Source organism: Burkholderia sp. Tr-20355 (assembly GCF_017104685.1).
GTDB lineage: Bacteria > Pseudomonadota > Gammaproteobacteria > Burkholderiales > Burkholderiaceae > Burkholderia > Burkholderia seminalis.
The window spans coordinates 23,601-48,373 of the sequence record NZ_JAAGPK010000054.1 but is presented as its reverse complement, the minus strand read 5'-3'; the positions used below and the strand labels follow the sequence as shown (position 1 = coordinate 48,373).

General features: G+C 68.6%; 20 protein-coding genes and 1 pseudogene. 8 read left to right on the top strand and 13 right to left on the bottom strand.

Annotation, left to right across the window (positions count from 1 at the left end; genetic code table 11):
• Both G3N62_RS16700 and G3N62_RS16695 read left to right on the top strand, forming a co-directional pair.
• Positions 1-2,533: pseudogene (locus G3N62_RS16700) on the top strand (ATP-dependent DNA helicase); the annotation flags it as partial.
• 141 nt (positions 2,534-2,674) lie between these two features.
• Entirely contained in the window at positions 2,675-3,949 is a 1,275-nt protein-coding gene (locus G3N62_RS16695) for an amino acid permease (RefSeq protein WP_034191580.1), read from the top strand.
• A 92-nt stretch (positions 3,950-4,041) separates the two neighbouring features.
• On the opposite strand, the gene G3N62_RS16690 is transcribed toward G3N62_RS16695, so the two are convergent.
• From G3N62_RS16690 to G3N62_RS16675, 4 genes are all read right to left on the bottom strand, one after another.
• Positions 4,042-4,338, bottom strand: a complete 297-nt coding sequence (locus G3N62_RS16690) for an XRE family transcriptional regulator (RefSeq protein WP_034191581.1) — start codon at positions 4,336-4,338, stop codon at positions 4,042-4,044.
• Positions 4,339-4,410: 72 nt separating this feature from the next.
• On the bottom strand, positions 4,411-4,770 hold the full coding sequence (locus tag G3N62_RS16685; protein ID WP_124669396.1) for a type II toxin-antitoxin system RelE/ParE family toxin: 360 nt from the start codon (positions 4,768-4,770) through the stop codon (positions 4,411-4,413).
• A gap of 127 nt (positions 4,771-4,897) precedes the next feature.
• Positions 4,898-5,884 carry a pca operon transcription factor PcaQ gene (gene pcaQ / locus G3N62_RS16680; protein ID WP_034191582.1) on the bottom strand — a complete coding sequence of 329 codons (987 nt, stop codon included), beginning with the start codon at positions 5,882-5,884 and terminating at the stop codon, positions 4,898-4,900.
• 77 nt (positions 5,885-5,961) lie between these two features.
• On the bottom strand, positions 5,962-6,699 hold the full coding sequence (locus G3N62_RS16675) for a helix-turn-helix domain-containing protein (protein WP_034191583.1): 738 nt from the start codon (positions 6,697-6,699) through the stop codon (positions 5,962-5,964).
• A 120-nt stretch (positions 6,700-6,819) separates the two neighbouring features.
• Between G3N62_RS16675 and G3N62_RS16670 the strand changes: the two genes are divergently transcribed.
• The 3 genes from G3N62_RS16670 (at position 6,820) to pcaG (ending at position 8,977) form a co-directional block, all read left to right on the top strand.
• Complete coding sequence (locus G3N62_RS16670) at positions 6,820-7,395, top strand: YiiX/YebB-like N1pC/P60 family cysteine hydrolase (protein WP_034191584.1); 576 nt, start codon at positions 6,820-6,822, stop codon at positions 7,393-7,395.
• Positions 7,396-7,672: 277 nt separating this feature from the next.
• Positions 7,673-8,380 carry a protocatechuate 3,4-dioxygenase subunit beta gene (gene pcaH / locus G3N62_RS16665; RefSeq protein WP_006489685.1) on the top strand — a complete coding sequence of 236 codons (708 nt, stop codon included), beginning with the start codon at positions 7,673-7,675 and terminating at the stop codon, positions 8,378-8,380.
• 3 nt (positions 8,381-8,383) lie between these two features.
• On the top strand, positions 8,384-8,977 hold the full coding sequence (gene pcaG / locus G3N62_RS16660; protein WP_034191585.1) for a protocatechuate 3,4-dioxygenase subunit alpha: 594 nt from the start codon (positions 8,384-8,386) through the stop codon (positions 8,975-8,977).
• Positions 8,978-9,406: 429 nt separating this feature from the next.
• On the opposite strand, the gene G3N62_RS16655 is transcribed toward pcaG, so the two are convergent.
• Positions 9,407-10,186, bottom strand: coding sequence for a helix-turn-helix transcriptional regulator (locus G3N62_RS16655; protein ID WP_034191586.1), 780 nt, complete (start codon positions 10,184-10,186; stop codon positions 9,407-9,409).
• Positions 10,187-10,328: 142 nt separating this feature from the next.
• Between G3N62_RS16655 and G3N62_RS16650 the strand changes: the two genes are divergently transcribed.
• Positions 10,329-11,108 carry an alpha/beta hydrolase gene (locus G3N62_RS16650; RefSeq protein ID WP_069705292.1) on the top strand — a complete coding sequence of 260 codons (780 nt, stop codon included), beginning with the start codon at positions 10,329-10,331 and terminating at the stop codon, positions 11,106-11,108.
• Positions 11,109-11,143: 35 nt separating this feature from the next.
• On the opposite strand, the gene G3N62_RS16645 is transcribed toward G3N62_RS16650, so the two are convergent.
• The 8 genes from G3N62_RS16645 to G3N62_RS16610 form a co-directional block, all read right to left on the bottom strand.
• Entirely contained in the window at positions 11,144-11,971 is an 828-nt protein-coding gene (locus G3N62_RS16645) for a M55 family metallopeptidase (protein ID WP_124669397.1), read from the bottom strand.
• On the bottom strand, positions 11,968-13,050 hold the full coding sequence (locus G3N62_RS16640; RefSeq protein WP_124669398.1) for a P1 family peptidase: 1,083 nt from the start codon (positions 13,048-13,050) through the stop codon (positions 11,968-11,970). Before G3N62_RS16640 ends, G3N62_RS16645 begins: the two co-directional genes overlap by 4 nt.
• Entirely contained in the window at positions 13,050-13,943 is an 894-nt protein-coding gene (gene gsiD, locus G3N62_RS16635) for a glutathione ABC transporter permease GsiD (protein ID WP_034191590.1), read from the bottom strand. The genes G3N62_RS16640 and gsiD overlap by 1 nt, the downstream gene beginning before the upstream one ends.
• A 7-nt stretch (positions 13,944-13,950) precedes the next feature.
• The gene (gsiC, locus tag G3N62_RS16630; protein WP_034191591.1) at positions 13,951-14,871 is read right to left on the bottom strand and encodes a glutathione ABC transporter permease GsiC; all 921 of its coding nucleotides are present in this window, start codon (positions 14,869-14,871) and stop codon (positions 13,951-13,953) included.
• Positions 14,872-14,938: 67 nt separating this feature from the next.
• Positions 14,939-16,501: a glutathione ABC transporter substrate-binding protein GsiB gene (gene gsiB / locus G3N62_RS16625; protein WP_034191592.1), complete on the bottom strand. Its 1,563-nt coding sequence runs from the start codon at positions 16,499-16,501 to the stop codon at positions 14,939-14,941.
• A gap of 129 nt (positions 16,502-16,630) precedes the next feature.
• Positions 16,631-18,535: a dipeptide ABC transporter ATP-binding protein gene (locus G3N62_RS16620; protein ID WP_124669399.1), complete on the bottom strand. Its 1,905-nt coding sequence runs from the start codon at positions 18,533-18,535 to the stop codon at positions 16,631-16,633.
• A gap of 27 nt (positions 18,536-18,562) precedes the next feature.
• A complete protein-coding gene (locus tag G3N62_RS16615) occupies positions 18,563-19,549 on the bottom strand; it encodes an isoaspartyl peptidase/L-asparaginase (protein ID WP_049030774.1) in 987 nt (328 codons plus the stop codon).
• Positions 19,546-20,490, bottom strand: a complete 945-nt coding sequence (locus tag G3N62_RS16610) for a MurR/RpiR family transcriptional regulator (RefSeq protein ID WP_049030772.1) — start codon at positions 20,488-20,490, stop codon at positions 19,546-19,548. Before G3N62_RS16610 ends, G3N62_RS16615 begins: the two co-directional genes overlap by 4 nt.
• 469 nt (positions 20,491-20,959) lie before the next feature.
• On the opposite strand from G3N62_RS16610, the gene G3N62_RS16605 reads away from it, so the two are divergent.
• A complete protein-coding gene (locus G3N62_RS16605; RefSeq protein WP_069705287.1) occupies positions 20,960-22,231 on the top strand; it encodes an MFS transporter in 1,272 nt (423 codons plus the stop codon).
• Between the two features lie 27 nt (positions 22,232-22,258).
• Complete coding sequence (locus G3N62_RS16600) at positions 22,259-24,679, top strand: glycoside hydrolase family 31 protein (RefSeq protein ID WP_124669400.1); 2,421 nt, start codon at positions 22,259-22,261, stop codon at positions 24,677-24,679.
• Positions 24,680-24,773: the final 94 nt, after the last annotated feature.

Below are 24,773 nucleotides of genomic sequence, written 5' to 3'. Positions count from 1 at the left end.
CCTCGCGCCCGCCTTGCGCTGGCTCGTCGACGCGCTCGGCCTGTCGCCGGACGCCGCGCGCCAGATCGTCGACTACCTCGCCCGTGCCCGCGCCGCGCTCGGTGCGCTGCCCACGCAGGACACGCTCGTGATGGAGCGTTTCTTCGACGAATCGGGCGGCACACAGCTCGTGATCCACTCGCCGTTCGGCAGCCGCATCAATCGCGCCTGGGGGCTCGCGCTGCGCAAGCGCTTCTGCCGCAGCTTCAACTTCGAGCTGCAGGCCGCCGCGACCGACGACGCGATCATCCTGTCGCTGTCGCTCGCGCACAGCTTCGCGCTCGACGACGTGTGGCGCTACCTGCGTTCGGCCAGCGCCGAGCACGTGCTGGTCCAGGCGCTGCTCGACGCGCCGATGTTCGGCGTGCGCTGGCGCTGGAATGCGACGACCGCGCTTGCGCTCCCGCGCTTCACCGGCGGCCGGCGCACCGCGCCGCAACTGCAGCGGATGAAGAGCGAGGACTTGCTCGCGACCGTGTTCCCCGATCAGGTCGCGTGCCTCGAGAACATCGTCGGCGAACGCGAGATTCCGCACCACCCGCTCGTCGACCAGACACTCGACGACTGCCTGCACGATGCAATGGACACCGACGGCTGGCTCGCGCTGCTGCGCCGGATCGAAAGCGGCGCGATCGAGCTCGTCGCGCGCGACCTGCCCGCGCCGTCGCCGCTCGCGGCCGAAATCCTGAACGCGAAGCCCTACGCGTTCCTCGACGACGCGCCGCTCGAGGAGCGCCGCACGCAGGCCGTGCAGTCGCGCCGCTGGAGCGACCCCGAATCGGCCGACGATCTCGGCGCGCTCGACGCCGACGCGATCGACGCGGTGCGCGACGAAGCCTGGCCGCTCGTGCGCGACGCCGATGAAATGCACGATGCGCTGCTCACGCTCGCGTGCATCACCGACGGCGAAGCGCACGCACACGCAGGCTGGCCCGACCTGCTCGCGGCGCTCGCCGAACGCCGCCGCGCGACGAAGCTCATTACGCCGGGCGGCGCCGTGCTGTGGGTACCGGTCGAGCGGCTCGTGTGCGTGCGCGCGCTGCATCCCGATGCGCGCCCGACGCCGGCGCTCAAGGTACCGGCCGCCTGCGCACAGCCATGGGACGCGGATGCGGCCCTCGTCGACGTGATCCGTGCACGGCTCACGGGCTTCGGGCCGCTCGCGCTCGACGCGATCGCCGCACCGCTCGGCCTGCCGGCTTCGGCGATCGCGACGGCACTCGCTGCGCTGGAGCGCGAAGGCTACGTGATGCGCGGCCGCTTCACGCCCGGCGCGACGACCGACGAATGGTGCGAACGTCATCTGCTTGCGCGCATTCATCGCTATACGGTAAAGCGGCTGCGCCGCGAGATCGAACCGGTCGAACGCGCCGATTTCATGCGCTTCCTGTTCCACTGGCAGCACCTGACGCCCGACACGCGCGGTACGGGCCGCGACGCACTCGCGGCCGTGGTCGAACAGCTCGAAGGCTACGAGGCCGCGGCGAGCGCGTGGGAAGACGCGCTGCTGCCCGCGCGGCTGACCGACTACATGGCCTGCGGCCTCGACGAGCTGTGCCGCTCGGGCAAGCTGGTCTGGACACGCATCGGCGCACCCGCACGGGCGGCCGGCACGCCCGTGAAAACGACGCCGATCGTGCTGCTGCCGCGCCGCCATCTTTCCGCCTGGCAAGCGCTGCGCGATCCCGATGCGCAACCGGCGCTGTCGGCACGCGCCACGCAGGTACGCGAGGCACTCGCCGCGCACGGCGCGATGTTCTTCGATGCCTTGCTCGACGACCTGCACATGCTGCCCGTCGAGCTCGAGCAGGCGCTCGGCGAACTCGTGTCGGCCGGCCTCGTGAACGCGGACAGCTACGCCGGCCTGCGCGCGTTGCTGAAACCGGCCGTGAAGCGCGGCGCGACCTATGCACCGCGCACGCGACGCGGCGGCGCGCTGATCGGCGGGATGGACGACGCGGGCCGCTGGGCACTCGTGCAGCGTCACGCGCCGCCGGTCGACGGCCCCACGGCGAAACGCGGGCCGGCCACGACCGATCCCGACGCACTCGAACACATCGTCTGGACGCTGCTGCGCCGTTACGGCGTCGTGTTCTGGCGGCTGCTCGAACGCGAGGCCGACTGGCTGCCGAGCTGGCGCGAACTCGTGCGCGTGCTGCAACGGCTCGAAGCGCGCGGCGAGATTCGCGGCGGACGTTTCGTGGCCGGACTCGCCGGCGAGCAGTTCGCGCTGCCCGAGGCCATCCCGATCCTGCGCGAACTCAGGCGGCAACCGGGCGACGGGCAATACGTGTGCGTGACGGGCGCCGACCCGCTGAACCTCGCCGGCACGCTGCTGCCCGGCGACAAGGTGCCGGCGCTGGCCGGCAATCGCGTGCTGTTCCGCGACGGCGTGCCCATCGCGTCGCTCGTGTCGGGCACGTTCCACTATGCGCCCGACCTGTCGCCCGCCGCGCGCGAGGACGCGCGCCTGCGGCTCGCGCGCCACTGCTGACATCGGCTGACACGCACGTCACACGGACTACTGATCGCCACGCCGCATTGCCGCGATCGTTCCGGTAGCATCGAGCGACTGACCGCGCGGGCTTTGCGCGCGATCACCCGCACACAACAAGCCTTCCGGAGACTGCCGCTCATGTCGTCGCATGCCGATTCGCCCGCCGCTCGTCACGCGGGCTCATTGACCATTTTCCAGGGCGCCGCGCTGTATATCGGCGCCGTGCTCGGCACGGGCGTGATCGCGCTGCCCGCGCTTGCCGCGGAGGTCGCGGGCCCGGCCTCGCTGCTTGCATGGGCCGCACTCGTCGTGCTGTCGGGGCCGCTTGCGGCCACCTTCGCCGCGCTCGGCGCACGTTATCCCGATTCCGGCGGTGTCTCGACCTACGCACGGCGCGCATTCGGCCCGAAAGCCGCGGCCATCGTCGGCTGGTGCTTCTATTTCGCGGTGCCGGCCGGCGCACCGGCCGCCGCGATGTTCGGCGGCGCCTACGTCGCGGCCGTCACGGGCGGCGGGCACACGACGATCATCGTCACGGCCGCGGCGCTGATCGCGACCGTGTCGGCCGCGAACGCCTTCGGCGTCACCGTATCGGGCCGCATGCAACTCGTGCTGTCGGCGCTGCTCGTCACGCTGCTGCTCGCCGCGGTGCTGGCATCCGCGCCGCATGCGCGCTCCGCGAACCTGCAGCCGTTCGCCCCGCACGGCTGGCTCGCGGTCGGCCAGGCCGCCGCGCTGCTGGTATGGAGCTTCGCCGGCTGGGAAGCGATCACGCATCTCGCGGCCGAATTCCGCCGGCCCGCGCACGACATGCCGCGCTCGGCCGGTATCGCGGTCGTGGTCGTCGGGTTCCTGTACCTGTCGGTCGCCGCCGCGAGCGTGATGGTGCTCGGGCCGTCGGCCGGCGCATCAGGGGCGCCGCTCGCCGAGCTGATCGCGGGCGGTATCGGCGGCCATGCGCAGGTGCTGGCGGCGGCCGCCGCGCTGCTGCTCACGCTCGGCACGATGAACGCGTATTTCGCGGGCGCGGCCAAGCTCGGCGCGGCGCTCGGACGCGACGGCGCATTGCCCGCTTGGCTCGCGCAGGGCAGCCAGGTCGGCGGCGTGCCGCGCCGCAGCCTCGGCGTGATCGCCTTGCTTGCAGCCGTCGCGCTGGCCGCGACGACGCTCTCCGACGTCGGCCCCAAGCCGCTCGTGCTCGTCACGTCCGGATGTTTCGTGATGGTGTACGGGCTTGGCGCCGCGGCCGCGTTGAAGTTGTTGCCGCGCGGCGGGATCGCGTACCGCTGCGCGTGGGTTTCGCTGGTCGCGGTCGCCGGGTTGTTCCTCACGACCGGATGGTATTTCCTGTGCCCGCTGCTGCTCGCGGGCGCTGCGCTGCTTTATCTGCAGGTGACCGCGTCACGCAAATGACCCGGGGCAAGCGGGCCGACGCGTGCCCGCTTGTGGCCAGCCGCCTGTGAAGGGCGCCGTCCCGAACGCCGGGCGCGACGACTTCACGCCGGTCAGGCCGGCACCAGCGCGAAACTGAGCCGCTTGCCGAGTGCGGCGGCCGCGCTCGCGAGCGTCGCCAGCGTGAGGCTCGTGTCGGATTCGTCGAGCAGCCGGTTGAGCGCGGCGCGACTGGTTTTCATCCGCGCCGCCATCGCGGTTTTCGTGATGTGCTGCGCCTTCATTTCCTCGCCGATCTGCCACGCGATCACGCGCTTGATCGCGGTCGCGGTGGCCGCCTCGAGATTGCCTTCCGCCTCGAGGAAGGCGTCGAAATCGCTGCCGATATACGGGTTGTTCGTGGTCGTCATGTCGTACTCCAGTGCAGGGCGTTGCCGGCTGCCCGACCGTCGGGGCGAGGCATTCCGGCGCAACCGGGGAATTCAGGTGGCGTGCGCCAGCGCTTTCAGGCGCGCGACGGTGACGGCAAGATCGTCCGGCGGCGTGGCCCGCGACTGCTTGAAGAAGCCGTGCAACAGGACCATCGTGCCGCCGGAGACCGTGAACAGCACGCGGGCACTCCGCCCCGGCAGCATCACCCGGATCTCCCACAGATCCTTCGCCATCTTCCGGACCAGCGGCATGCCGAGCGGCCAGCCGAGCTGCACGGTCTTGATCTCCTCGCCGATCGCCCTTCGCTCCGCTTGCCCGAGCGCGTTGAGCCATTCGCGCACCGGCTCGTTGCCACGGGCCGTGCGGAAGAACCGCACGCCGAGCGTGACCTGGATCTGCTGTCTCGCCATCGTCTTGTCACCGATCGTACCAAAAACGGTACGATATGCCAAGCACCATGTGGATCGCTACTGGCCGAATGGCCGATCCGGCCGCGGGAAAACGGATCGCATCGCTCGGCCCGTGCAGCCCGACGGATCAATCGCCGTTGCGGGCTGGCTTGCGCGCGGGACGGGGCGCGCGGTGCGCGCCCGCCTCGCCGAACCGCGACCGCGCGATGTCGCGCACCGCGTCGATCAGCGTTCGCGCAACCGGCGACGGCTGCGCATCGGTACGCAGCACGAGCCCGACCGGCTCGTCGGTGCCCGCGGACGGCAGCGGCAGGCGCGCCAGCGCACCGGCCGACAGGTCGTATTCGGCTGCATAGAGCGGCACGAACCAGACTGCGTCGTTCTCGAGCGCCAGCGCGCGGGCGACCGATACCGACAGCACCTCGATGAACGAATCCAGCGGCGGTGCGCCGCATGCGCCGAGCAGTTGCTCGGCCGACTGCCGGATCAGCGTGCCGAACGGCGGCAGCACGACCGGATAGCGTGCGAGTTCGGCAGCGGGCGCCGCGCTCGCGAGCAGCGGATGCCCGGCCCGCACCACCGCGACGAGCGGCTCGTTGTACAACTGCTCGAACGCGAGCCCGATCATCCGCTCCGGCTCCGACAGGCGCCCGATCGCGCACTCGATCGCGCCGGATTTCAGGCGCTCGAGCAGATCGGCGTTCGCGGCCGTCGCGATCCGCACGACGACGCGCGGCCAGCGTGCGGCCAGCGCCTTCATCAGCGCGGGCGCGAGCGAGGCCGCGACGGTCGGCAGCATGCCGATTTCGAGCGTCGCCGCGGCGGCCCCGCCCTCGCGCGCGAGCAGCCCGACGCCTTGCCGCAATGCCAGCACGCAGGCGTTCGCGTGCGGCATGAACAACCGCGCTTCGCGGGTCGGCTGTGCACCCTGCCGGCCGCGTTCGAACAGCTTCACGCCGAGGATCGCCTCCAGTTCGGCGATCGTCTTCGACACGGCCGGCTGCGTGATCGACAGGCTTTCGGCGGCCTTCTGCACGCCGCCCAACTGCGCGACCGCGAGAAAACACTGCAGGTGCCGGAACTTGACGCGGCCGTCGGCGATACGATTATTCATAACGGTCGGTTATGCAGATGACGATGAAATGCCATTTTGCATAACTTTTCGGATAGTCCCAAGCACTCGGCGCGATATCACGTGCCGCGTCGCAGCGCGTGGAACCCCGCCGGCTCCCAGATCCGCTTCGCGATCAGCAGACCCGTGCCATGCTTCTGCCCGAGCGGCGCGGACGACGATTCCGCATGCAGCGCGGCCGCCTTGTTGCGCAGCCGGCGCAACTCCAGTTCGAGCTCCGCGGCGGCGGCCTCGGTCAGCATCCCTTGCGAGAACGTCATCGTCTCGCCGGCGCCGTCGAAGCGGCTGTCGAGAAAATCGCCGAGCGCATGCGCATGGAAGTACCGGCGGATCGGCCCGCCCGGCAGCCAGTCGAAGTCGCGCGCGACGCGCACGCGAATCCGGTCGCCCGGCAGCAGCGCGACGACGTTCATCCGGTCGAGCATCAGCAGGTATTTCACGCACTCGGCCTTCGTCACCTGATAGGCCGACACGATGTCCTGCACGGTCCAGTAGTTGATCGCGCAGACGGCCACGAGCAGCAGTTTCTCGTCCGACACGAGCAGCGCCTCCTGCTGTTCGGTCAGCACGTGCAGCCGCGGCGCCGATACCGACGCCTCCTGCACGAGCTCGGCCAGCGTATAGCCGAGCAGTTGCGCGATCTCCGCCAGACGCTCCAGCGTGAATCGGCCGCTGGCGAACAGCCGTTTCACGCTCGTCTCGGAGACGTCGAGCGCCCGCGCGACGTCGCGGTAGGTCATGCCCTGCGCCTTCAACTGGCGCTTCAGCGTGTCGATGAGTTGGGCGGTTTCGGTCATTTTGGTATCGGAAAATGATGCTCCAGGTCGAATATTAGGCTACTCGCACAGGCAAATTAACACTTATCGTTACTTGTCTGCATAATCCGCTCCGTCCTGTCACTCGACGACGAAGCCGAAATGACCACCCGAACCGAAACCGCCGCGTACCCACCGCATGACACAGCCCCGCGCGAGGCACGCGACACCGATCGCACGTTGCCGCTTGCGACCGTCCGCACGCTGGCCGCCGGCGCGCATGTCGGCGATCTCGTATTCATCCGCGTGCCGGCAAGGGCGCCGAGCGACGCGGCAGGCACGACGGCTTCGGCGGGTGCGTGGACCAACCGCTTCGGCATCGTCGTCGATACGTCGGGCGACGAACCGGTGATCGCCGAATCCGCTGCATTGGCGTGGACGAAGCTCACGCCGCTGTCGCGCTTCGTCGCCCATACCGAAGGCGGGCGCATCGCGCTGGCGCGCCGTATCGCGGCGCCGTCGGCCGACGCTCAGCGCCAGACGCACGCGATGGCCGAACAGCGCATCGACGCACTGCTCGGCCATCGCTTCAACCCGCGGGTGCGGCGCGGATTCTGCGCGCAATACGTATTCGACGTGCTGGGTGCCGAGCGGACCGCGACGCCGGCCGCGCTGTTGCGCAGCGACGCGCTGTCGCTCGAATTCGACGGGATCGTGTTCGATCCCGCCCGCCGCTGACAACGGGCGCGCTCAGGGAGACCGCATAACGACAAGAACAAACGACAAAAAATAGCGACGGGCTGGCTGGAGGGCCGTGCACGGGGTCGTCATCGACGACGCGAAGCCCGATCGCTTTCATCCGCCGGACAGGCATCCTGTCCGGCGGATTTTTCATGGGCGTGTCGTCCATAACGAATGGTTATGCGTCCGACGAAAAAAGGTCATTTTGCATAACTTTCCGGATTGGCTAAAGTCATGCCATCCACTTTGCGAAAAACCTAACAGGAGACGCCCGATGGATTCCCCCACGATCCTCACGCCGCGCGACTGGCCGTCGCATCCGGCCTATGTCCACCCCGAGTACCGCTCGTCGGTGAAGCGCGGCCCGACCCGCCCGCTGATCCCGCTGAAAGAGAAGCTGCGCGACCAGTACGCGCCCGTCTACGGCGCCGAGGATCTCGGCGCGCTCGACCACGACCTGACGAAGAACGCCGTGAAGAACGGCGAGCCGCTCGGCGAGCGCATGGTCGTCACGGGCCGCGTGCTCGATGAAGGCGGCAAGCCCGTGCGCAACACGCTCGTCGAGGTGTGGCAGGCGAACGCGGCCGGCCGCTACGTGCACAAGGTCGACCAGCACGACGCGCCGCTCGACCCGAACTTCCTCGGCGCCGGCCGCTGCCTGACCGACGACGAAGGCCGCTACCGCTTCCTGACGATCAAGCCCGGCGCGTATCCGTGGGGCAACCATCCGAATGCGTGGCGCCCGAATCACATCCACTTCTCGCTGTTCGGCGATTACTTCGGCTCGCGTCTCGTCACGCAGATGTACTTCCCCGGCGATCCGCTGCTCGCGTACGACCCGATCTTCCAGGGCACGCCCGAGGCCGCGCGCGATCGCCTGATCTCGCGCTTCTCGATGGACATCACCGAAGAAGGCTATGCGCTCGGCTACGAATTCGACATCGTGCTGCGCGGCCGCGACGCCACCCCGATGGAGCGCTGAACCATGACGACGCTGAAGCAAACCCCTTCGCAGACGGTCGGCCCGTACTTCGCGTACGGCCTGTGCCCGCAGCAATACGACTATGACCTGAAGAGCCTGTTCACGCCGACGATCGCCGCGGCGCACGCCGAAGGCGAGCACGTGCTGCTGGTCGGCCAGGTGTTCGACGGCGACGGCAACGTCGTCGGCGACGCGGTGCTCGAATTCACGCAGGTGGACAGCGCGGGCCGCTACCCGGCCTCGCGCGCCGACATCGCGGCCTCCGGCTTCACGGGTTTCGCGCGGGTCGGCACGGGCACCGACGCGCAACAACGCTTCGTCGTCGAGACGGTGAAGCCGGGCCGCATCGCCGCCGACGAGGCACCGCACATCAACGTGACCGTGATGATGCGCGGGATCCTCACCCATGCGTTCACGCGCGTGTACTTCGACGACGAAGCCGCGGCGAACGCCACCGACCCCGTGCTGAACGCGGTGCCGGCCGAGCGCCGCGCGACGCTCGTCGCGAAACGCGACGCGCAACCGGGCCGTCCGGTCGTCTACCGCTTCGACATCCGCATGCAGGGGCCCGACGAAACGGTGTTCTTCGACGTTTGACGCTTGCGCCGGCACAGGCCGGCGTCGCACGCAACCGCCCGCCGCGTGGCGCGATACCGACAGGCATCGCATCACGCGGCGTTTTTCATGCGCCGTCGCCATCATTCGATGATGCGTCGCATCGTGGCGCGTGGCGGCCGCGAATGCCTGTTGGCCGTGGCGTCTTGCCCCGACTTCAAACGCGTGATCGAAACGCATGCTGCGACCGCACATGGATCGTCGAACCAACGGGATATCGTTTGCGCGTTATGCGGCGTATCCTTCGTTATCTGCAACGAGCAACAAGGATTAAATCTGAAGAGGCAACAATTACACAGGTAATGCGCGAAACGGCCCAACGGGTTGTTCGCGCATTTTTTTCTGACCGAGTGCCTTTAAACGCGTCCGACCGAATTTGGCGGGCGCGTATTTTTTTGCGGTTGCGGCCGGCTAGCGCCGAATCTCCAGATACCGGCTCGGCGTATCGCCGAGGATGCGGCGGAACGCCGACGTGAACGCGCTTGCGCTCGCATACCCGAGATCGAGCGCGACGCGCGTCACCGGCTGCCCGTCGGTCAGGCGGGCAATCGCCGCGAGCATGCACACCTGCTGGCGCCACGCGGCAAAACTCACGCCCGTCTGCGCGCGGAACTGCCGCGTGAACGTCCGCCGGCTCACGCCCGCGTCGGCCGCGACCTGGTCGAGATCGGCCGCGATCGACGGCGACGCGAACAGGTGCCGGCACACTTTCGCGAGCCTTGCATCGGACGGCAGCGGCGCATGCAGCGACAGGCGCGGCATCGTCGCGATTTCCGCGACCAGCAGGTCCATCAGCTTGCCGGCACGCCCGTCGACGTCGTACAGGGCCGGCAGATCGATCGCGTCGTCGATCAGTTGCCGCAGCAGCGGCGACACGCCATAGACGCCGCACTGCCCGGGCAAACCGGCCGCCTGCGCGGCATCGGCGGACACGAACGTGTTGAGCATCGTGACCGGCCCGGTCATCGTCATTTCGTGCCGCACGCCGGCCGGCACCCAGCACGCGCGCTGCGGCGGTACCAGCCAGCGCCCGTGCGGCGTCGACACGCTGATCGTGCCGCGCGACGCGAACGCGAATTGCCCGCGCCCATGCGCGTGCTCCGGAAACGTCGTGCCGGCCGCATAGTCGTTGGCGGTCACGACCACGCTCCGCGGAAGGTGTTCGTAGGGATCTAGCAGCGTATTTCTCACGGCCCGAATTCCATCATCAATGACCCGATATCGAAGGCGGGTCGCCTTCGATCGATCTACGATCCGCTCCACCGTTGCGCGACCTCTCGGCCGCAAGACCCGTCGGCCTGATCGGCCAGATTGCAACCTCATCGGAGCGGACATGCCGAATACGTTTCATCGCGTGGGGGACGGCCCCCACCCTGTTCTCGTGCTGCACGGCTGGTTCGGCGACGCCCGCGCATTCGACCCCGTCGAAGCGTGGCTGTCGCGCGAGCATTTCAGTTATGTCTTCATGGACTACCGAGGCTACGGCCGCATGCGCGACGCACGCGGCGACTATACGATCGACGAAATCGCCGCCGACACGCTCGCGCTCGCCGACGCGCTCGGCTTCCCGACCTTCAGCCTCGTCGGCCATTCGATGGGCGGCATGGCGATCGAGAAGATCGCCGCCATCGCGCCCGACCGGGTGCGCGCGCTGGTGCCGATCGCGCCCGTGCCGTGCGGCGGCCTGCCGTTCGACACCGCACGACGCGCGTTATTCGAGCGCGCCGCCGACCACGTCGCCGATCGCCGAACCATCATCGACCGCAGCACCGGCGGCCGCCTGCCCGCCGCCTGGGTCGAGTGGAAAGCCGCGTATTCGGCAGCCTGTTCGTCGGCGCAGGCTTTCGGCGCGTACTTCCGCGCGTGGGCCGATACGGATTTCAGCAGCGAGATCGCCGGTACGCATCCGGTCAAAGTGCTGATCGGCGAACACGATCCGGCGTTCGACGCGGCGCTGATGGCCCGCACCTACCTGCGGCGCTATCCGCTCGCGACCGTCGACGTGCTGCGCAACGCGGGCCACTATCCGATGAACGAGACGCCGCTCGCGCTGGTCGCGGCGATGGAAGCGTTCCTGCTCGCCGCGACGGCCCGCCCCGCCGTCGTCGACTGACCGGCCGCACGCACGCGGCATCGTGGCTGCGCGCATCACCGCAGCATGAACGACATGGCCGACAGGCTGTTCAGCGTGCGCACCACGTGCTCGACCGACGGCCCGTCGAAGCGCAGCGTCACCGCATCGACGCGCTCGAGCGACGGCAGCACGCCGAACAGGTCGGCCTGCGCGGCCGTCTGCACGCGCAGCGTGCAAGCAGCCGGCGCGGGCCGATGCGCACCCGCGCGCCACCCGGCCGACAGCGCGTGCGCGACCGTCTCGCGCGCGGCGGCCGCGATCCGCGCACACGACGCGGAGGGCGTGAGCGTATCGCCGCTCGATGCGCCGCCGGCCGTCTTGACCGTCTCGAAACGGGCGTCCGGAAACAGCGGCTGCGTTTCCCCGGCGAACACGTCGTCGCCCGTGGCGAGCGCGACGCGCGCGCCATATTCGTGCGCCAGCGCGCCGTACAGCCCGGCTTCGCCGAGCTCGACGCCGTTCAGCCACACCTGCGTGAACGCGAAGCTGTTGATCGTGTGCGCAAGCACGCCGCGCGTCTGCGATTTCGCGTGATAGCCGATCATGAACACGAGGTCGGGCTGCTGTTCCAGGCCCGCCATCATCCCGAGCATGCGCGGCTTGCCAAGCACGACGCGGGCGCGCGCATCGAGCCCGTCGGGCAGCAGGTTGCGATAGCCGCCGTGCGAATCGTTGACCCACACGGCCTGCGCGCCGCCCGCGAACGCGCCTTCGATCGCCGCGTTCGCCTCGGCGGTCATCCAGCGGCGCGCGCGTTCGTACTCCGGATTACCCGCGCGCGTCTGCTCGACGGCGAATACGCCGGCGACACCCTCGATGTCGGTCGAAATCAGGATCTTCATGACTGGATCGGATGCCCTTCGTTATTTTCGTTGAACCAGCGGTCGAGATCGGGCACTGCGTCACGCAGCGATTGCCGCACGTGCCCGTCGCGCCCGGCGACCGTCACGGCCTGCAGCAACGCGTCGGCGATCGCGTGCTCGACGCTTTCGGCCGCGGCCATGAACAGCGGATCGAGCGCCGCATCGGCCACGAGGGCCGGCAACGCGATCGTCGTTGCGTCGTGCGCGATCGTGCCGGCCGTCGAGAACGCAAGCGCGATATCGCCGCTGCCGTGCCCGTAGACGGAACCGGTACGCGCCAGCCCCGCGCCTGCGCGGCGCGCGAGGCGCGACAACTGCCGCGCGTCGAGCGGCGCATCGGTGGCCAGCAACAGGATGATCGAGCCCTGCTCGGGCGGCGCCGCATGCGCGGCTTCGGCCGCACGCCGTTGCGCGACGACGCGCCCGAGCGGCACGCCGCCGAGCGTCAGCATCGGCAGTCGGCCGAAATTCGCGAGCACGAGCGCACCGACCGTGTAGGGCCGGCCAGCCGCGAACGCCACGCGTGATGCGGAGCCGATCCCGCCCTTCAGGTCGAAACACGACATCCCGCGCCCGGCCCCCACCGCACCGCGTGCGACGTCGCGGGAGGCCGTGCGGCACGCGTCGTCGTAATGCGCGGCCGTGACCGCGAATGCCTGGATATCGTTCAGGTAACCGTCGTTGCACTCGAACACGAGCGGATTGACGGTCGACCAGTCGCGGCCGATCCGCGGATTCGCGGCGATCGCCGCACGGATCTGCGCCTGGGCCACCGCGCCGACGCCGAACGTATTGGTCAGCGCGATCGGCGTCTCGAGCGTGCCGAGTTCGCCGACCTGCACGAGCCCGACGCTCTTGCCGAATCCGTTGATCACGGCGGCCCCCGCCGGCACCTTGCTGCGGTACACGTCGCCCGGATGCGGCTTCACGACGGTCACGCCCGTCTGCACGTCCCCGGCATCGAGCGTGCAATGGCCGACCGTCACGCCCGGCACGTCGGCGATCGTGCCGCGCGGCCCGGCCGGCAACGTGGCACTCCACATCGGCGCCACCCGCATCAGCGGCGCTCCAGCTTCGGATCGAGCGCGTCGCGCAGCCCGTCGCCGAGCAGGTTGAACGCAAGGACGGTCAGGAAGATCGCGAGACTCGGAAAAATGGCGATGTGCGGCGCCGTCACCATGTCCGCGCGCGCCTCGTTGAGCATCGCGCCCCACTCCGGCGTCGGCGGCTGCGCGCCGAGCCCGAGGAACGACAGGCTCGCGGCCGTGATGATCGACGTGCCGATCCGCATCGTGAAGTAGACGACGACCGACGACACGGTGCCCGGCAGGATGTGCCGCACGATGATCGTCCAGTCCGACGCGCCGATGCTGCGCGCGGCCTCGACGTAGGTCATGTGCTTGAGCATCAGCGTGTTGCCGCGCACGAGCCGCGCGAACGCCGGGATGCTGAAGATCGCGACCGCGCAGATCACGTTGACCATCCCGTTGCCGAGGATCGCCACCACGCCGATCGCGAGCAGGATGCCCGGGAACGCGAACAGCACGTCGGCGATACGCATCGTGATGCGGTCCCACCAGCCTTCGTAGTAGCCGGCGAGCAGCCCGAAGAACGTGCCGATCACCGCGCCGAGCGCAACGGAGAAGAAGCCGGCCGCGAGCGAGATGCGGGTGCCCGTGACGATCCGGCTGAAGATGTCGCGGCCGAGCGAATCGACGCCGAACCAGTGCACGGCCGACGGCCCCGCGTTCAGCGCGTCGTAGTCGAAATAGTTCTCCGGGTCGAACGGCACGATGTGCGGGCCGACGAACGCCAGCACGACGAGCGCGAGCACGAAGCCGCCCGCGACGAGCGCGACGGTCTGCTTGCGGAACTTGCGCCAGAATTCGCGCCACGGCGTGCGGATCGCGCTCGATGCGGCCGGCGCCGCGGTCTGGACAGTCGCGTTCATGCGCGCCTCACTTGAACCGGATGGTCGGGTTGATGACCGCGTACAGCACGTCGACGGTCAGGTTGATCAGGATGAATTCGAGCGAGAACAGCAGCACGATCGCCTGGATCACCGGGTAGTCGCGCATCGTCACCGCATCGACGAGCAGGCGGCCGAGGCCCGGCCAGTTGAACACGACCTCGACGACGATCGAGCCGCCGAGCAGGAAGCCGAACTGCAGCCCCATCATCGTGACGACCGGGATCATCGCGTTGCGCAGGCAGTGCTTGAGCACGACCATCGGCTCGTGCACACCCTTCGCTCGCGCGGTGCGCACGAAGTCCTCGTTCAGCACCTCGACGAACGACGCGCGCGTGAAGCGCGCCATCACGGCCGCGACCGCCGCGCCGAGCGTCAGCGACGGCAGCACGTAGCTCTTCCACGAGCCGTCCGGCACGACCGGCAGCCAGCCGAGCTTCACCGAGAAGACTTCCATCAGCAGCATGCCGAGTGCGAACGCCGGAAACGAGATACCCGACACCGCGATCGTCATGCCGAGACGGTCGGGCCAGCGATTGCGCCAGACCGCCGACGCAATCCCGATCGCCATCCCGAACAGCGTCGACCACACCATGCTGACGAGCGTCAGCATCAGCGTCGGCATGAAACGTTCGCCGATCTCGGTCGAGACCGGCCGCTTGCTGCGCGTCGACGTGCCGAAATCGCCGTGCGCGATCTTCGCGAAGAAATTCACGAATTGCGCGGGCAGCGGCCGGTCGAGCCCGAGATCGGCACGCACGAGCGCGACCGTCGCGTCGTCGGCTTCGGGGCCAGCCGCGAGCCGCGCCGGGTCGCCCGGCAGCAGGTGCACGAACAGGAACACCAGCACCGCGACGATCGCGAGCGTGGGCAGCAGGCCGAACAGGCGTTTGACGAGGAAATTCAGCATGGGGCACCGATCGAATCAGCGCACCGGCGGCTTGCGCCGCCGGCACCGCGTGGCGGGCAAGCCGCCGTCATTTCACCGAGATTTCGTCGAAGTTGAACGAACCGTCCGGCATCACGTACATGCCGTGCAATCGCTTGTTGCGCGCATAGACGATCTTCTCCTGCACCAGGAAAATCCACGGCGCGTCGGTCCACACCTGCTTCTGCGCGTCGGCGTAAAGCGCGGCCTTCTTCGCACGGTCGGTCGTCTCCAGCGCCTTCGCGAGATCGTCGTCGACGGCGCTGCTCTTGTAGTACGCGGTGTTGTAGAGCTTCGGCGGCGCCGATGCCGACGCGAGCAGCGGCGTCAGTGCCCAGTTCGCTTCGCCCGTCGATGCCGACCAGCCGCTGTAGTACATCCGCACCGGCGCGGCTGCCGGATCCTGCGCGCTCTCGACCTTCGCGACCCGCTCGCCGGCCTCGAGTGCCTGCACGCGCACCTTCACGCCGACCTGCGCAAGCTGCTGCTGGACGAACTGGATCAGCTTCTGCGCCGTCGAATGGTTGTACGCGGACCAGAGCGTCGATTCGAATCCGTCCGGATAACCGGCTTCCTTCAGCAACGCACGCGCCTTCGCCGGGTCGTACGGCCAGGGCCCGAGCTTCGTCCCATATTCGACGCCCATCGGCACCACGCCGGTCTGAGGCGTCGCGTAGCCGGCGAACACGACCTTCGCGAGCGCTTCCTTGTTGACCGCGTAGTTCAGCGCTTCACGCACCTTCGGGTTGTCGAACGGCTTCTGCTGCGTGTTCAGCGAGATGTAGCGCTGGATAATCGACGGCGACTCGATCAGCTCGATCTTCGGGTTGCTCTTGAGGTCGCTCGCCTGCTCGAACGGAATCGTGAACGCGAAATCCGCCTCGCCCGTCTTGATCAGTGCGGCGCGCGTGTTGTTGTCGACCACCGGTTTCCAGTCGATGGTGTCGACCTTCGGATAACCCTTCTTCCAGTAGCCGGCGAATTTCTTCACCTTCATGTCGTCGGTCTGCTTCCATTCGACGAATTCGAACGGCCCGGTGCCGACCGGATGCAGCGACACGTCGCGCCCCCACTTCTTCAGCGCGGCCGGCGAGATCATCACCGCCGACGGGTGCGCGAGCGTATTGATGAACGCCGAGAACGGCTCGCGCAACGTGAACCGCACCGTGGTCGGATCGACCACCTCGGTCTTTTCGATCACGCGGAACAGGCCGTAACGCTTCAGCTTGTTCGCCGGGTCGGTCACGCGATCGAAGTTCGCCTTTACCGCGGCCGCGTTGAAGTCGGTGCCGTCGTGGAATTTCACGCCCTCGCGCAGCTTGACCGTGTACACCTTCGCGTCCGGCGACGCCGTGTAGCTGGTCGCCAGGACGTTGACGAGCTTCATGTTTCGGTCGAAACCGAACAGCCCCTCGTAGAACGACTTGACGACGGCCTGCGACACGGTATCGTTCGCGTCGTACGGGTCCATCGTCGTGAACGTCGAGTACACGGCGACCACGACATTCTGCTGCGCGAACGCGGGCACCGCGACCGACAGCGCGAGCGCGCCGGCCCCCGCCGCGAACAGCGCGCGCGGACGGAACATCGGGAACGAATACGGCTTGTTCATCTTGCTGGGCTCCTGTGGATGATTCGGTAACGCGTGGTGGAAATCGCGGCGTGACTGCACCCGCTCGGGATAAAGACGCCGTTGTCTCGCTCGTGCGCAGCTGCGGTCCATATGCAACCTGCCGCGCGCTCAATACGCGCCGCCGACGCGATGCGTCGCGACGTAATGATCGGGGCCGACCGCGACGAGCGGCGCGACGACGGGGTCGTCGCCGATCGCGCGGATCGGGCTCGGGATTTCGTCCGCCGCGAGCTGGCGCGGCGCATGCCGGCGCGCGGGGTCGGCCACCGGCACCGCGCTCATCAGCTTCTTCGTGTACGGATGCTGCGGCGCCTCGAACACCGCGCGGCGCGGGCCGATCTCGACGATCTGGCCGAGATACATCACCGCGACGCGATGGCTGATGCGCTCGACCACCGCCATGTCGTGCGAGATGAACAGGTACGCGACGCCGAGCTCGCGCTGCAGGTCGAGCATCAGGTTGACGATCTGCGCCTGCACCGACACGTCGAGCGCCGACACCGACTCGTCGGCGATCACGACCTTCGGGTTCAGCGCGAGCGCACGCGCGATCGCGATCCGCTGGCGCTGGCCGCCCGAGAATTCGTGCGGATAGCGGCGCGCGGCCTCGGGCGGCAGGCCGACCTTGTCGAGCAGCCAGTCGACGCGCGCCTGCGCCTCGCTGCCGCTCGCGACGCCGTGCACGAGCAGCGGCTCCATGATCGAGAAGCCGACCGTCAGGCGCGGGTTCAGCGACGCGAACGGATCCTGGAAGATGAACTGGATGTTCCGGCGCAGCGCCTGCAGGTCCGCGCCCTTCATCGCGCTGATGTCGCGGCCGTCGAATTCGATCGAACCGCTCTGCGATTCGACGAGGCGCAGCAGCGAGCGGCCGGTGGTCGACTTGCCGCAGCCCGATTCGCCGACGAGCGCAAGCGTCTCGCCCGCGCGCAGCTCGAAACTCACGCGCTCGACCGCATGCACGTACTGCGACACGCGGCCGAACACGCCGCTTCTCACCGGAAAGCGCGTGACGAGATCGCGCACGCGCAGGATCGGCGGCGCGGCGCGATCGACGGGCGGCTGCGCATCGTCGTTCGCGGCGGGCGCCGTGGCCGGCGCCGGTGCCGTCGTGCTCGCGTCCACCTTCAGCAACGGGAATTTCTCGGGCACGTCGGTGCCCTGCATCGAGCCGAGCCGCGGCACGGCCGCGAGCAGCGCCCGCGTGTAGCGATGCGCCGGCGCCGCGAAGATGCGGTCCGACTCGCCCTCCTCGACCTTCTCACCGCGATACATCACGAGCACGCGATCGGCCACTTCGGCGACCACGCCCATGTCGTGCGTGATGAAGATCACGCCCATGTTCATTTCGTCCTGCAGCCCGCGCACCAGTTGCAGGATCTGCGCCTGGATCGTCACGTCGAGCGCGGTCGTCGGTTCGTCGGCGATCAGCAGCGCGGGCCGGCACGACAGCGCCATCGCAATCATCACGCGCTGCCGCATCCCGCCCGACAGCTGGTGGGGATAACGCGCGAACACGCGGCGCGCTTCCGGAATGCGCACGAGATCGAGCAGCCGCAGCGCTTCCGCGCGCGCTTCGGCCGCGCTCTTCGACTGGTGCAGCGCGATCGCCTCGCTGATCTGGTCGCCGACCGTGAACACCGGGTTCAGCGACGTCATCGGCTCCTGGAAGATCATCGCGATGTCCGCGCCGCGAATGCCGCGCATCGTCGCGGCGCTCGCCTGCGCCAGATCGACGAGCGCGCCGCCGCGGCGCCGGAACGCGATCCGGCCGCCCGTGATCGCGCCGCCGCCGTGCTCGACGAGCCGCATCAGCGCGAGCGACGTGACCGATTTGCCGGAGCCCGATTCGCCGACGATCGCGAGCGTCTCGCCGCGGTCGACGTGAAACGACACGTTGCGCACCGCGTCGAACGTCGCGCCTTCGCGGCGGAACGTGACCGACAGGTCGTCGACGGCCACCACGCGCTGTTCGGGCAGCACGAGGCCGGATGGGGTTCGGCTCGAAGTCATGCGGGGTTCTCCTCGTGCGATCCGGAATCAGGCCGCATCGTCGCGGTAGATGCCGACGACCGGCGCCTCCCCGACGCGCGCGTAACCGCGGTACATCCCTTCGGTGTTGAACGGCATCGCGACGTTGCCCTGAGCATCGACCGCGATGATCCCGCCGCGGCCAGCCAGGCGCGGCAGCTTGTTCATCACGACGTCGTGCGCCGCGTCGGCGAGCGACGCGCCGCGATACGCCATCTGCGCGGCGACGTCGTGCGCGGTCGCGAGCCGGATGAACATTTCGCCGGTACCCGTCGACGATACCGCGCAAGTCGCGTCGTCGGCATAACAGCCCGCGCCGATGATCGGCGAATCGCCCACCCGCCCCGGCTGCTTGTTCGTGATGCCGCCCGTCGACGTCGCCGCCGCGATGTGGCCGTGCAGGTCGCACGCGACCGCGCCGACCGTGCCGTGCTTGCGGTCCGGATCGAGCGGCTCGGCCGGCTGCGACTTGCCGAACGCGAACGTCGCCGCATCGTGGTCGAGCATCGCACCGGCCGTCGCACGCGCCTTGAGCCACTGCGCATGCCGCGCTTCGGTGTCGAAGTAGCCGGGTTCCGCAAGCTCGAGCCCCTGCGCGGCCGCGAACGCATCGGCGCCCGCGCCGGCGAACAGCACGTGCTCGCTCGCCTCCATCACGCGTCGTGCGGCCAGCACCGGATTGCGCACACGCGTCGCGCAGCAGATCGCGCCGGCGCCGAGCGTCGCGCCGTCCATGACCGCCGCGTCGAGTTCGTGCTTGCCTTCGGCCGTGTAGACGGCGCCGCGCCCGGCGTTGAACAGCGGGCAGTCCTCGAGCATGCGCACGGCGACGGTGACGGCGTCGAGCGCGCTGCCGCCGTCGGCCAGCACCTGCTGCGCGGCCTGCAGGATCGCGGTCAGTTCGCCACGGTATCGGCGTTCGGTGTCGGTATCCATCGCTTCGCGCAGGATCGTGCCTGCGCCGCCGTGAATCGCGACGATCGCGGGTGAAGTCATGATTTTTTCGGACCGGGGGAAGAAGGGTTGACGGCCGGCAACGCCGCCTGCGGCTGCACGAGCCAAGGCAGCAGGAATTCGGTCATTTCGGCGGCGGATTTCGCGGACCGGTGCGTACGCAGCGCGACCGCGTCGATCAACGCCTCGATCATCGTGAGCACGGCGGCTTCCGACGTGGCGGCGAAACGCCGTTCGGCCTTGACGTACAGGTTCAACGACGCGATCGGCGCCAGCGGCGATTGCGGACCGTCCGAGATGCCGAGCACGCGCGCGCCGCGCGCCGCCGCACGACGGGCCAGCTCGACCGTGTCCTTCACGTAGCGCGGAAACGCGAGCGCGATCACGAGGTCGCGCGAATCGGCCGTGTACAGGCGCCGTGCCGCGTGCGAAGGCCCGCCGAGCAGCGCGAGCGACTGCACGCTGTCATGGCACACGGACAGCCCGTGCTCCATCAGCCCGGCCAGGAACGCGCTCGACCCGGCGCCGAGGATCAGCACGCGCCGCGCGCCGACGATCGCCTCGACCGCGGCCTCGACGTCGGCCGCATCGAGTTGCGCGCGCGTGCTCCCGATGTTCGCGACGGCCTGGTCGAATACCGCGTCGATCCATACCGCGCCGCGTACGCCGGGCTCCTGCTCCTGCGCGGAACGCAGCCGCTCGACCGGCCCGAGCGTCGCCTCGAAGCCGCGCACGAGCGCCGCGCGCATCGCCGGATAGCCGTCGAAACCGAGCGCCTTCGCGAAGCGGTTCGCGGTCGCGATCGACGCATTCACGGCCTGCGCGAGCTCGTCGATCCGCATCGTCGCCGCGCGAAACGGGTTCGCGAGCACGAACTCGCCCATGCGCCGGTGAATCGGCGTCATCAACGGCATCGCCGACGCGATCCGCTCGGCGATCGCGGGTTCGTCGTGAATGGCATCGGGCGGAACGAGAGGCGTCATGCGAAGGGTCGTTGCAAGGATGATGAAAATCAATTTACACAATCCAGATTCCGGAAAGAAATAAATTTTCATCAGGGTTGTCACGCCCCATCCGACGGGCGCCGCGCGTCCAGCCGTCGCACAGCCCCGCCACGCGGGCATTCGGCACGCGGCCGCGGCCGTCTTCGTGCGCCGCTGCCGTTCGCTTATCGGGAAAACCCCGATCATGTTCGTTCGAATGCAAATTCACGTTGACCGGATTCGAATTCGAACATAGGATGCTCGAAAATGATCAGTCGTCAGATAACAAAGACGTCAGACGGTCACGAAATGTTCGCTCGAACCGCTTGATTTCGATATAAACCGATGGAAACCGGTGTTCAAGATGATCGGACATCGTACAAATAAGGTGAAAGAGCCGTCCTGATCGGACGGCTCGCATGGTTCAAGGCAGGTGTCGCATGCCCGCCCTGCCCAACAGGAGACAGCAGTGAAAACAGTCAAGGCATTGCGCTGGTGGATCATCGTGCTCGTGTGTCTCGGCACGATCCTCAACTACCTCGCACGGAATTCCCTCGCGGTGCTCGCGCCCGAGCTGAAGCAGGTGTTTGCGATCTCGACGCAACAGTATTCGTACATCGTCGGGGCCTTCCAGATCGGCTACACGATCATGCAGCCGGTATGCGGATTCATCGTCGACCTGATCGGGCTGCGGCTCGGGTTCGCGCTGTTCGCGATGCTGTGGTCGGTGGTCGGCGTCGCGCATGGTTTCGCGTCGGGCTGGTTGTCGCTCGGCATCCTGCGCGGTTTCCTGGGGCTGTTCGAAGCCGCCGCGATTCCGTCGGGGATGAAGGCTGTCGCCGAATGGTTTCCCGATCGCGAGAAGTCCGTCGCGGTCGGCTACTTCAATGCAGGCACGTCGCTCGGCGCCGCGATCGCCCCGCCGCTCGTCGTGTTCCTGTCGATGCGGTTCGGCTGGCAGGCCGCGTTCATGGCCACCGGCGCGCTCGGGTTCGCATGGGCCGCGCTCTGGTACACGCAGTACCGGTCGCCCGCCGAGCATCCGCGCATCTCGCCGCAGGAACGCACGCTGATCCGCGACGGCCAGGCGACGATGCCGCCCGTGTCGAAGCGCCGTATCCGCGACGTCGTCACCGCGCGGCGCTTCTGGGCCATCGCGCTGCCGCGCTTCTTCGCCGAACCCGCCTGGCAGACCTTCAGCTTCTGGATTCCGCTGTACCTCGCGACCGAGCGCCACATGCCGCTCACGCAGATCGCGATCTTCGCGTGGATGCCGTTCCTCGCGGCCGACGCCGGCGGCATCGCGGGCGGCTACCTGTCGCCGTATCTCGCGAAGCGCTTCAAGCTGCCGCTCGTGTGGTCGCGCGTCGCCGGCGTCGCGCTCGGCGCGGTGCTGATGCTCGGGCCCGCGATGATCGGCCTCGTGTCGTCGCCGTACACGGCCATCGCGCTGTTCTGCGTCGGCGGTTTCGCGCACCAGATGATCTCCGCGCTTGTCAACACGCTGTCGGCCGACGTGTTCGATTCCGAGGAAGTCGGCACCGCGAGCGGCTTCGCGGGAATGGCCGCGTGGATCGGCGGGCTCGGTTTCTCGCTGCTGGTCGGCGCGCTCGCCGACAAGATCGGCTACGCGCCGCTGTTCGCGTGCCTCGGCCTGTTCGACATCATCGGCGTGACGCTGCTCGCGGTGCTGATCCGCGGGCAGTCGAAGCAGGAACGCCTGCTCGCGCAGCACGCCTGACATTCGCTCTCACCAGGAATCGCATCCATGACTTCGCTTCTTCATCCGCCCGTGTTCCGCGTCGCCGCCACGCACGCGAACCGCGTGCTGCTCGCGTCCGAAACGGGCGCCACCGTCGAGATCTTCGTGCTCGAGGACGACATCGTGCGGGTGCGCGTGCTGCCCGACGCGACCGCGCGCAACCCGCGCACGTGGACGATCGCGCCGGGCCTCGACGACGTGCCGCTCGACGGGCGCGACCGCCTCGACCTCGACGGCTTCACGCTGCCCGCCTTTTCCCTCGCCGAGGACGACGACGTCCTGTTGGTCGAAACCGCGCAGATCCGGCTCGCGGTGCGCCGGCAAGGCGGCCATTGCACGTGGTCGATACGCGGGGCGGACGGCGCCTGGCGCGTCGCGCTCGCCGACCGTGCGACGCAGGCGTACAACTTCGGCTGGTGGGACGATCGCGCGTATCACTACGTCGCGCGCGAACGCGGCGACAAGGTCTTCGGCCTCGGCGAACGCGCGGGCGAACTCGACCGCGCGGGCGCGCGCTTCGAGATGCGCAACATCGACGCGATGGGCTACAGCGCGAAGCATACGGACCCGCTGTACAAGCACATCCCGTTCTACATCACGTGGTCGCCCGACGCGTGCCAGGGCTTCGGGCTGTTCTACGACACGCTGTCGGACTGCACGTTCGACATGGGCCGCGAACTCGACAACTATCACGGCCCGTACCGCTATTTCGTCGCCGAGCACGGCGATCTCGACTACTACTTCATCGCCTCGCCCGACACGCCGCTCGCGGCCGCGCGGCGCTTCACGTGGCTCACCGGGCGCCCCGCGCGCACGCCGAAATGGGGGCTCGGCTATTCGGGCTCGACGATGAGCTACACCGACGCGCCGGACGCGCAGCAGCAGATGAACCAGTTCGTCGAGCAGTGCGACACGCACGACATCCTGTGCGATTCGTTCCACCTGTCGTCGGGCTACACGTCGATCGGCGCGAAGCGCTACGTGTTCAACTGGAATCGCGACAAGTTCCCCGACGCGAAGGGTTTCGTGCAGCATTACCGCGACCACGGCATCCGCCTGTGCGCGAACATTAAGCCGTGCCTGCTGCGCGACCATCCCGCGTTCGACGATGCCGCGAAGCGCGGGCTGCTGATCCGCTCGGCGTCCGGCGAGCCCGCATGGGTGCAGTTCTGGGACGAGGTCGGCGCCTATATCGACTTCACGCGGCCGGATGCGTACCGCTGGTGGCGCGAGCAGGTCACCTCGGCGCTGCTCGACTATGGAATCGAATCGACCTGGAACGACAACAACGAATACGAGATCTGGTCGCCCGACGCGATCGCGCACGGCTTCGGCCAGCCGTTCCCGGCGCGCGAGGCGAAGGTGCTGCAGACGATGCTGATGATGCGCGCGTCGCGCGACGCGCAGCGCGCGCATGCGCCGGCGCGGCGGCCGTTCCTCGTGTCGCGCGCCGGCGGCGCAGGCATGCAGCGCTACGTGCAGACCTGGTCCGGCGACAACTACACGTCGTGGGAAACGCTGCGCTACAACCTGAAGATGGGTCTCGGGCTCGCGCTGTCGGGCGTGTCGAACATCGGCCACGACATCGGCGGCTTCTCCGGCCCCGCGCCGTCGCCCGAGCTGCTGCTGCGCTGGGTGCAGTTCGGCATCTTCATGCCGCGCTTCAGCATCCATTCGTGGAACGACGACGGCACCGTCAACGAGCCGTGGATGTATCCGGAGATCACCGCGCAGATCGCGGCGCTGATCAAGCAGCGCTACCGGCTGCTGCCCTACCTCTACCACCTGCTGTGGCTGTCGACGACGCGCTACGAGCCCGTGCTGCGACCGACCCTCGCCGATTTCCCCGGCGATGCGCGCTGCTACGACGCCTGCGACGACATGATGCTCGGCGACGCGCTGCTCGTTGCGCCGGTCGTCGATCCCGGCCAGACGGCGCGCACGGTTTACCTGCCGTCCGGCGCGCGCTGGATGTGCTGCGCGAGCGCGCAGGCGTTCGACGGCGGCGCAAGCGTGACGCTGCCCGCCCCGCTCGACACGCCCGTGATGCTGCTGCGCGAAGGCCGCGTGCTGCCGCTGAACGTTGCGACCCAGCACTTCGGCGCGCGCGGCGACACGCGCGGCTTCCTCGTCGCGCCACGCATCGAGGACGGCGTCGCGTCCGGCGAATGCGTCGAGGACGACGGCGAAACGGAAGCCTGGCGCGACGGCGAATACGGACTGTGGCGGATCGAAACCGGCCGCGAGGCATCCGGCGCGCTCGGCGTGTCGGTGCGCTGGGACGGCCGCCCGGCCCGCCCGGCCGAGCGCGTCGAGATCCTGCTGCCGGCGTCGCTGCAAGGTCCCGTCGCCGTGCGCGGCGCGCGCGTCGAGCAGGATGCGCAGGACGGCGCATGGCGCCGCATCGTCGTCGCGTTCGACGACTGACGCAAGCCCGATCAGGCGGGCCGTTCGCGCGGCCCGCCGTCCGCCACAGAGGAGGCACCCCAGCCTCCCGCCCCGCTGGAAAGATGAAGAGACC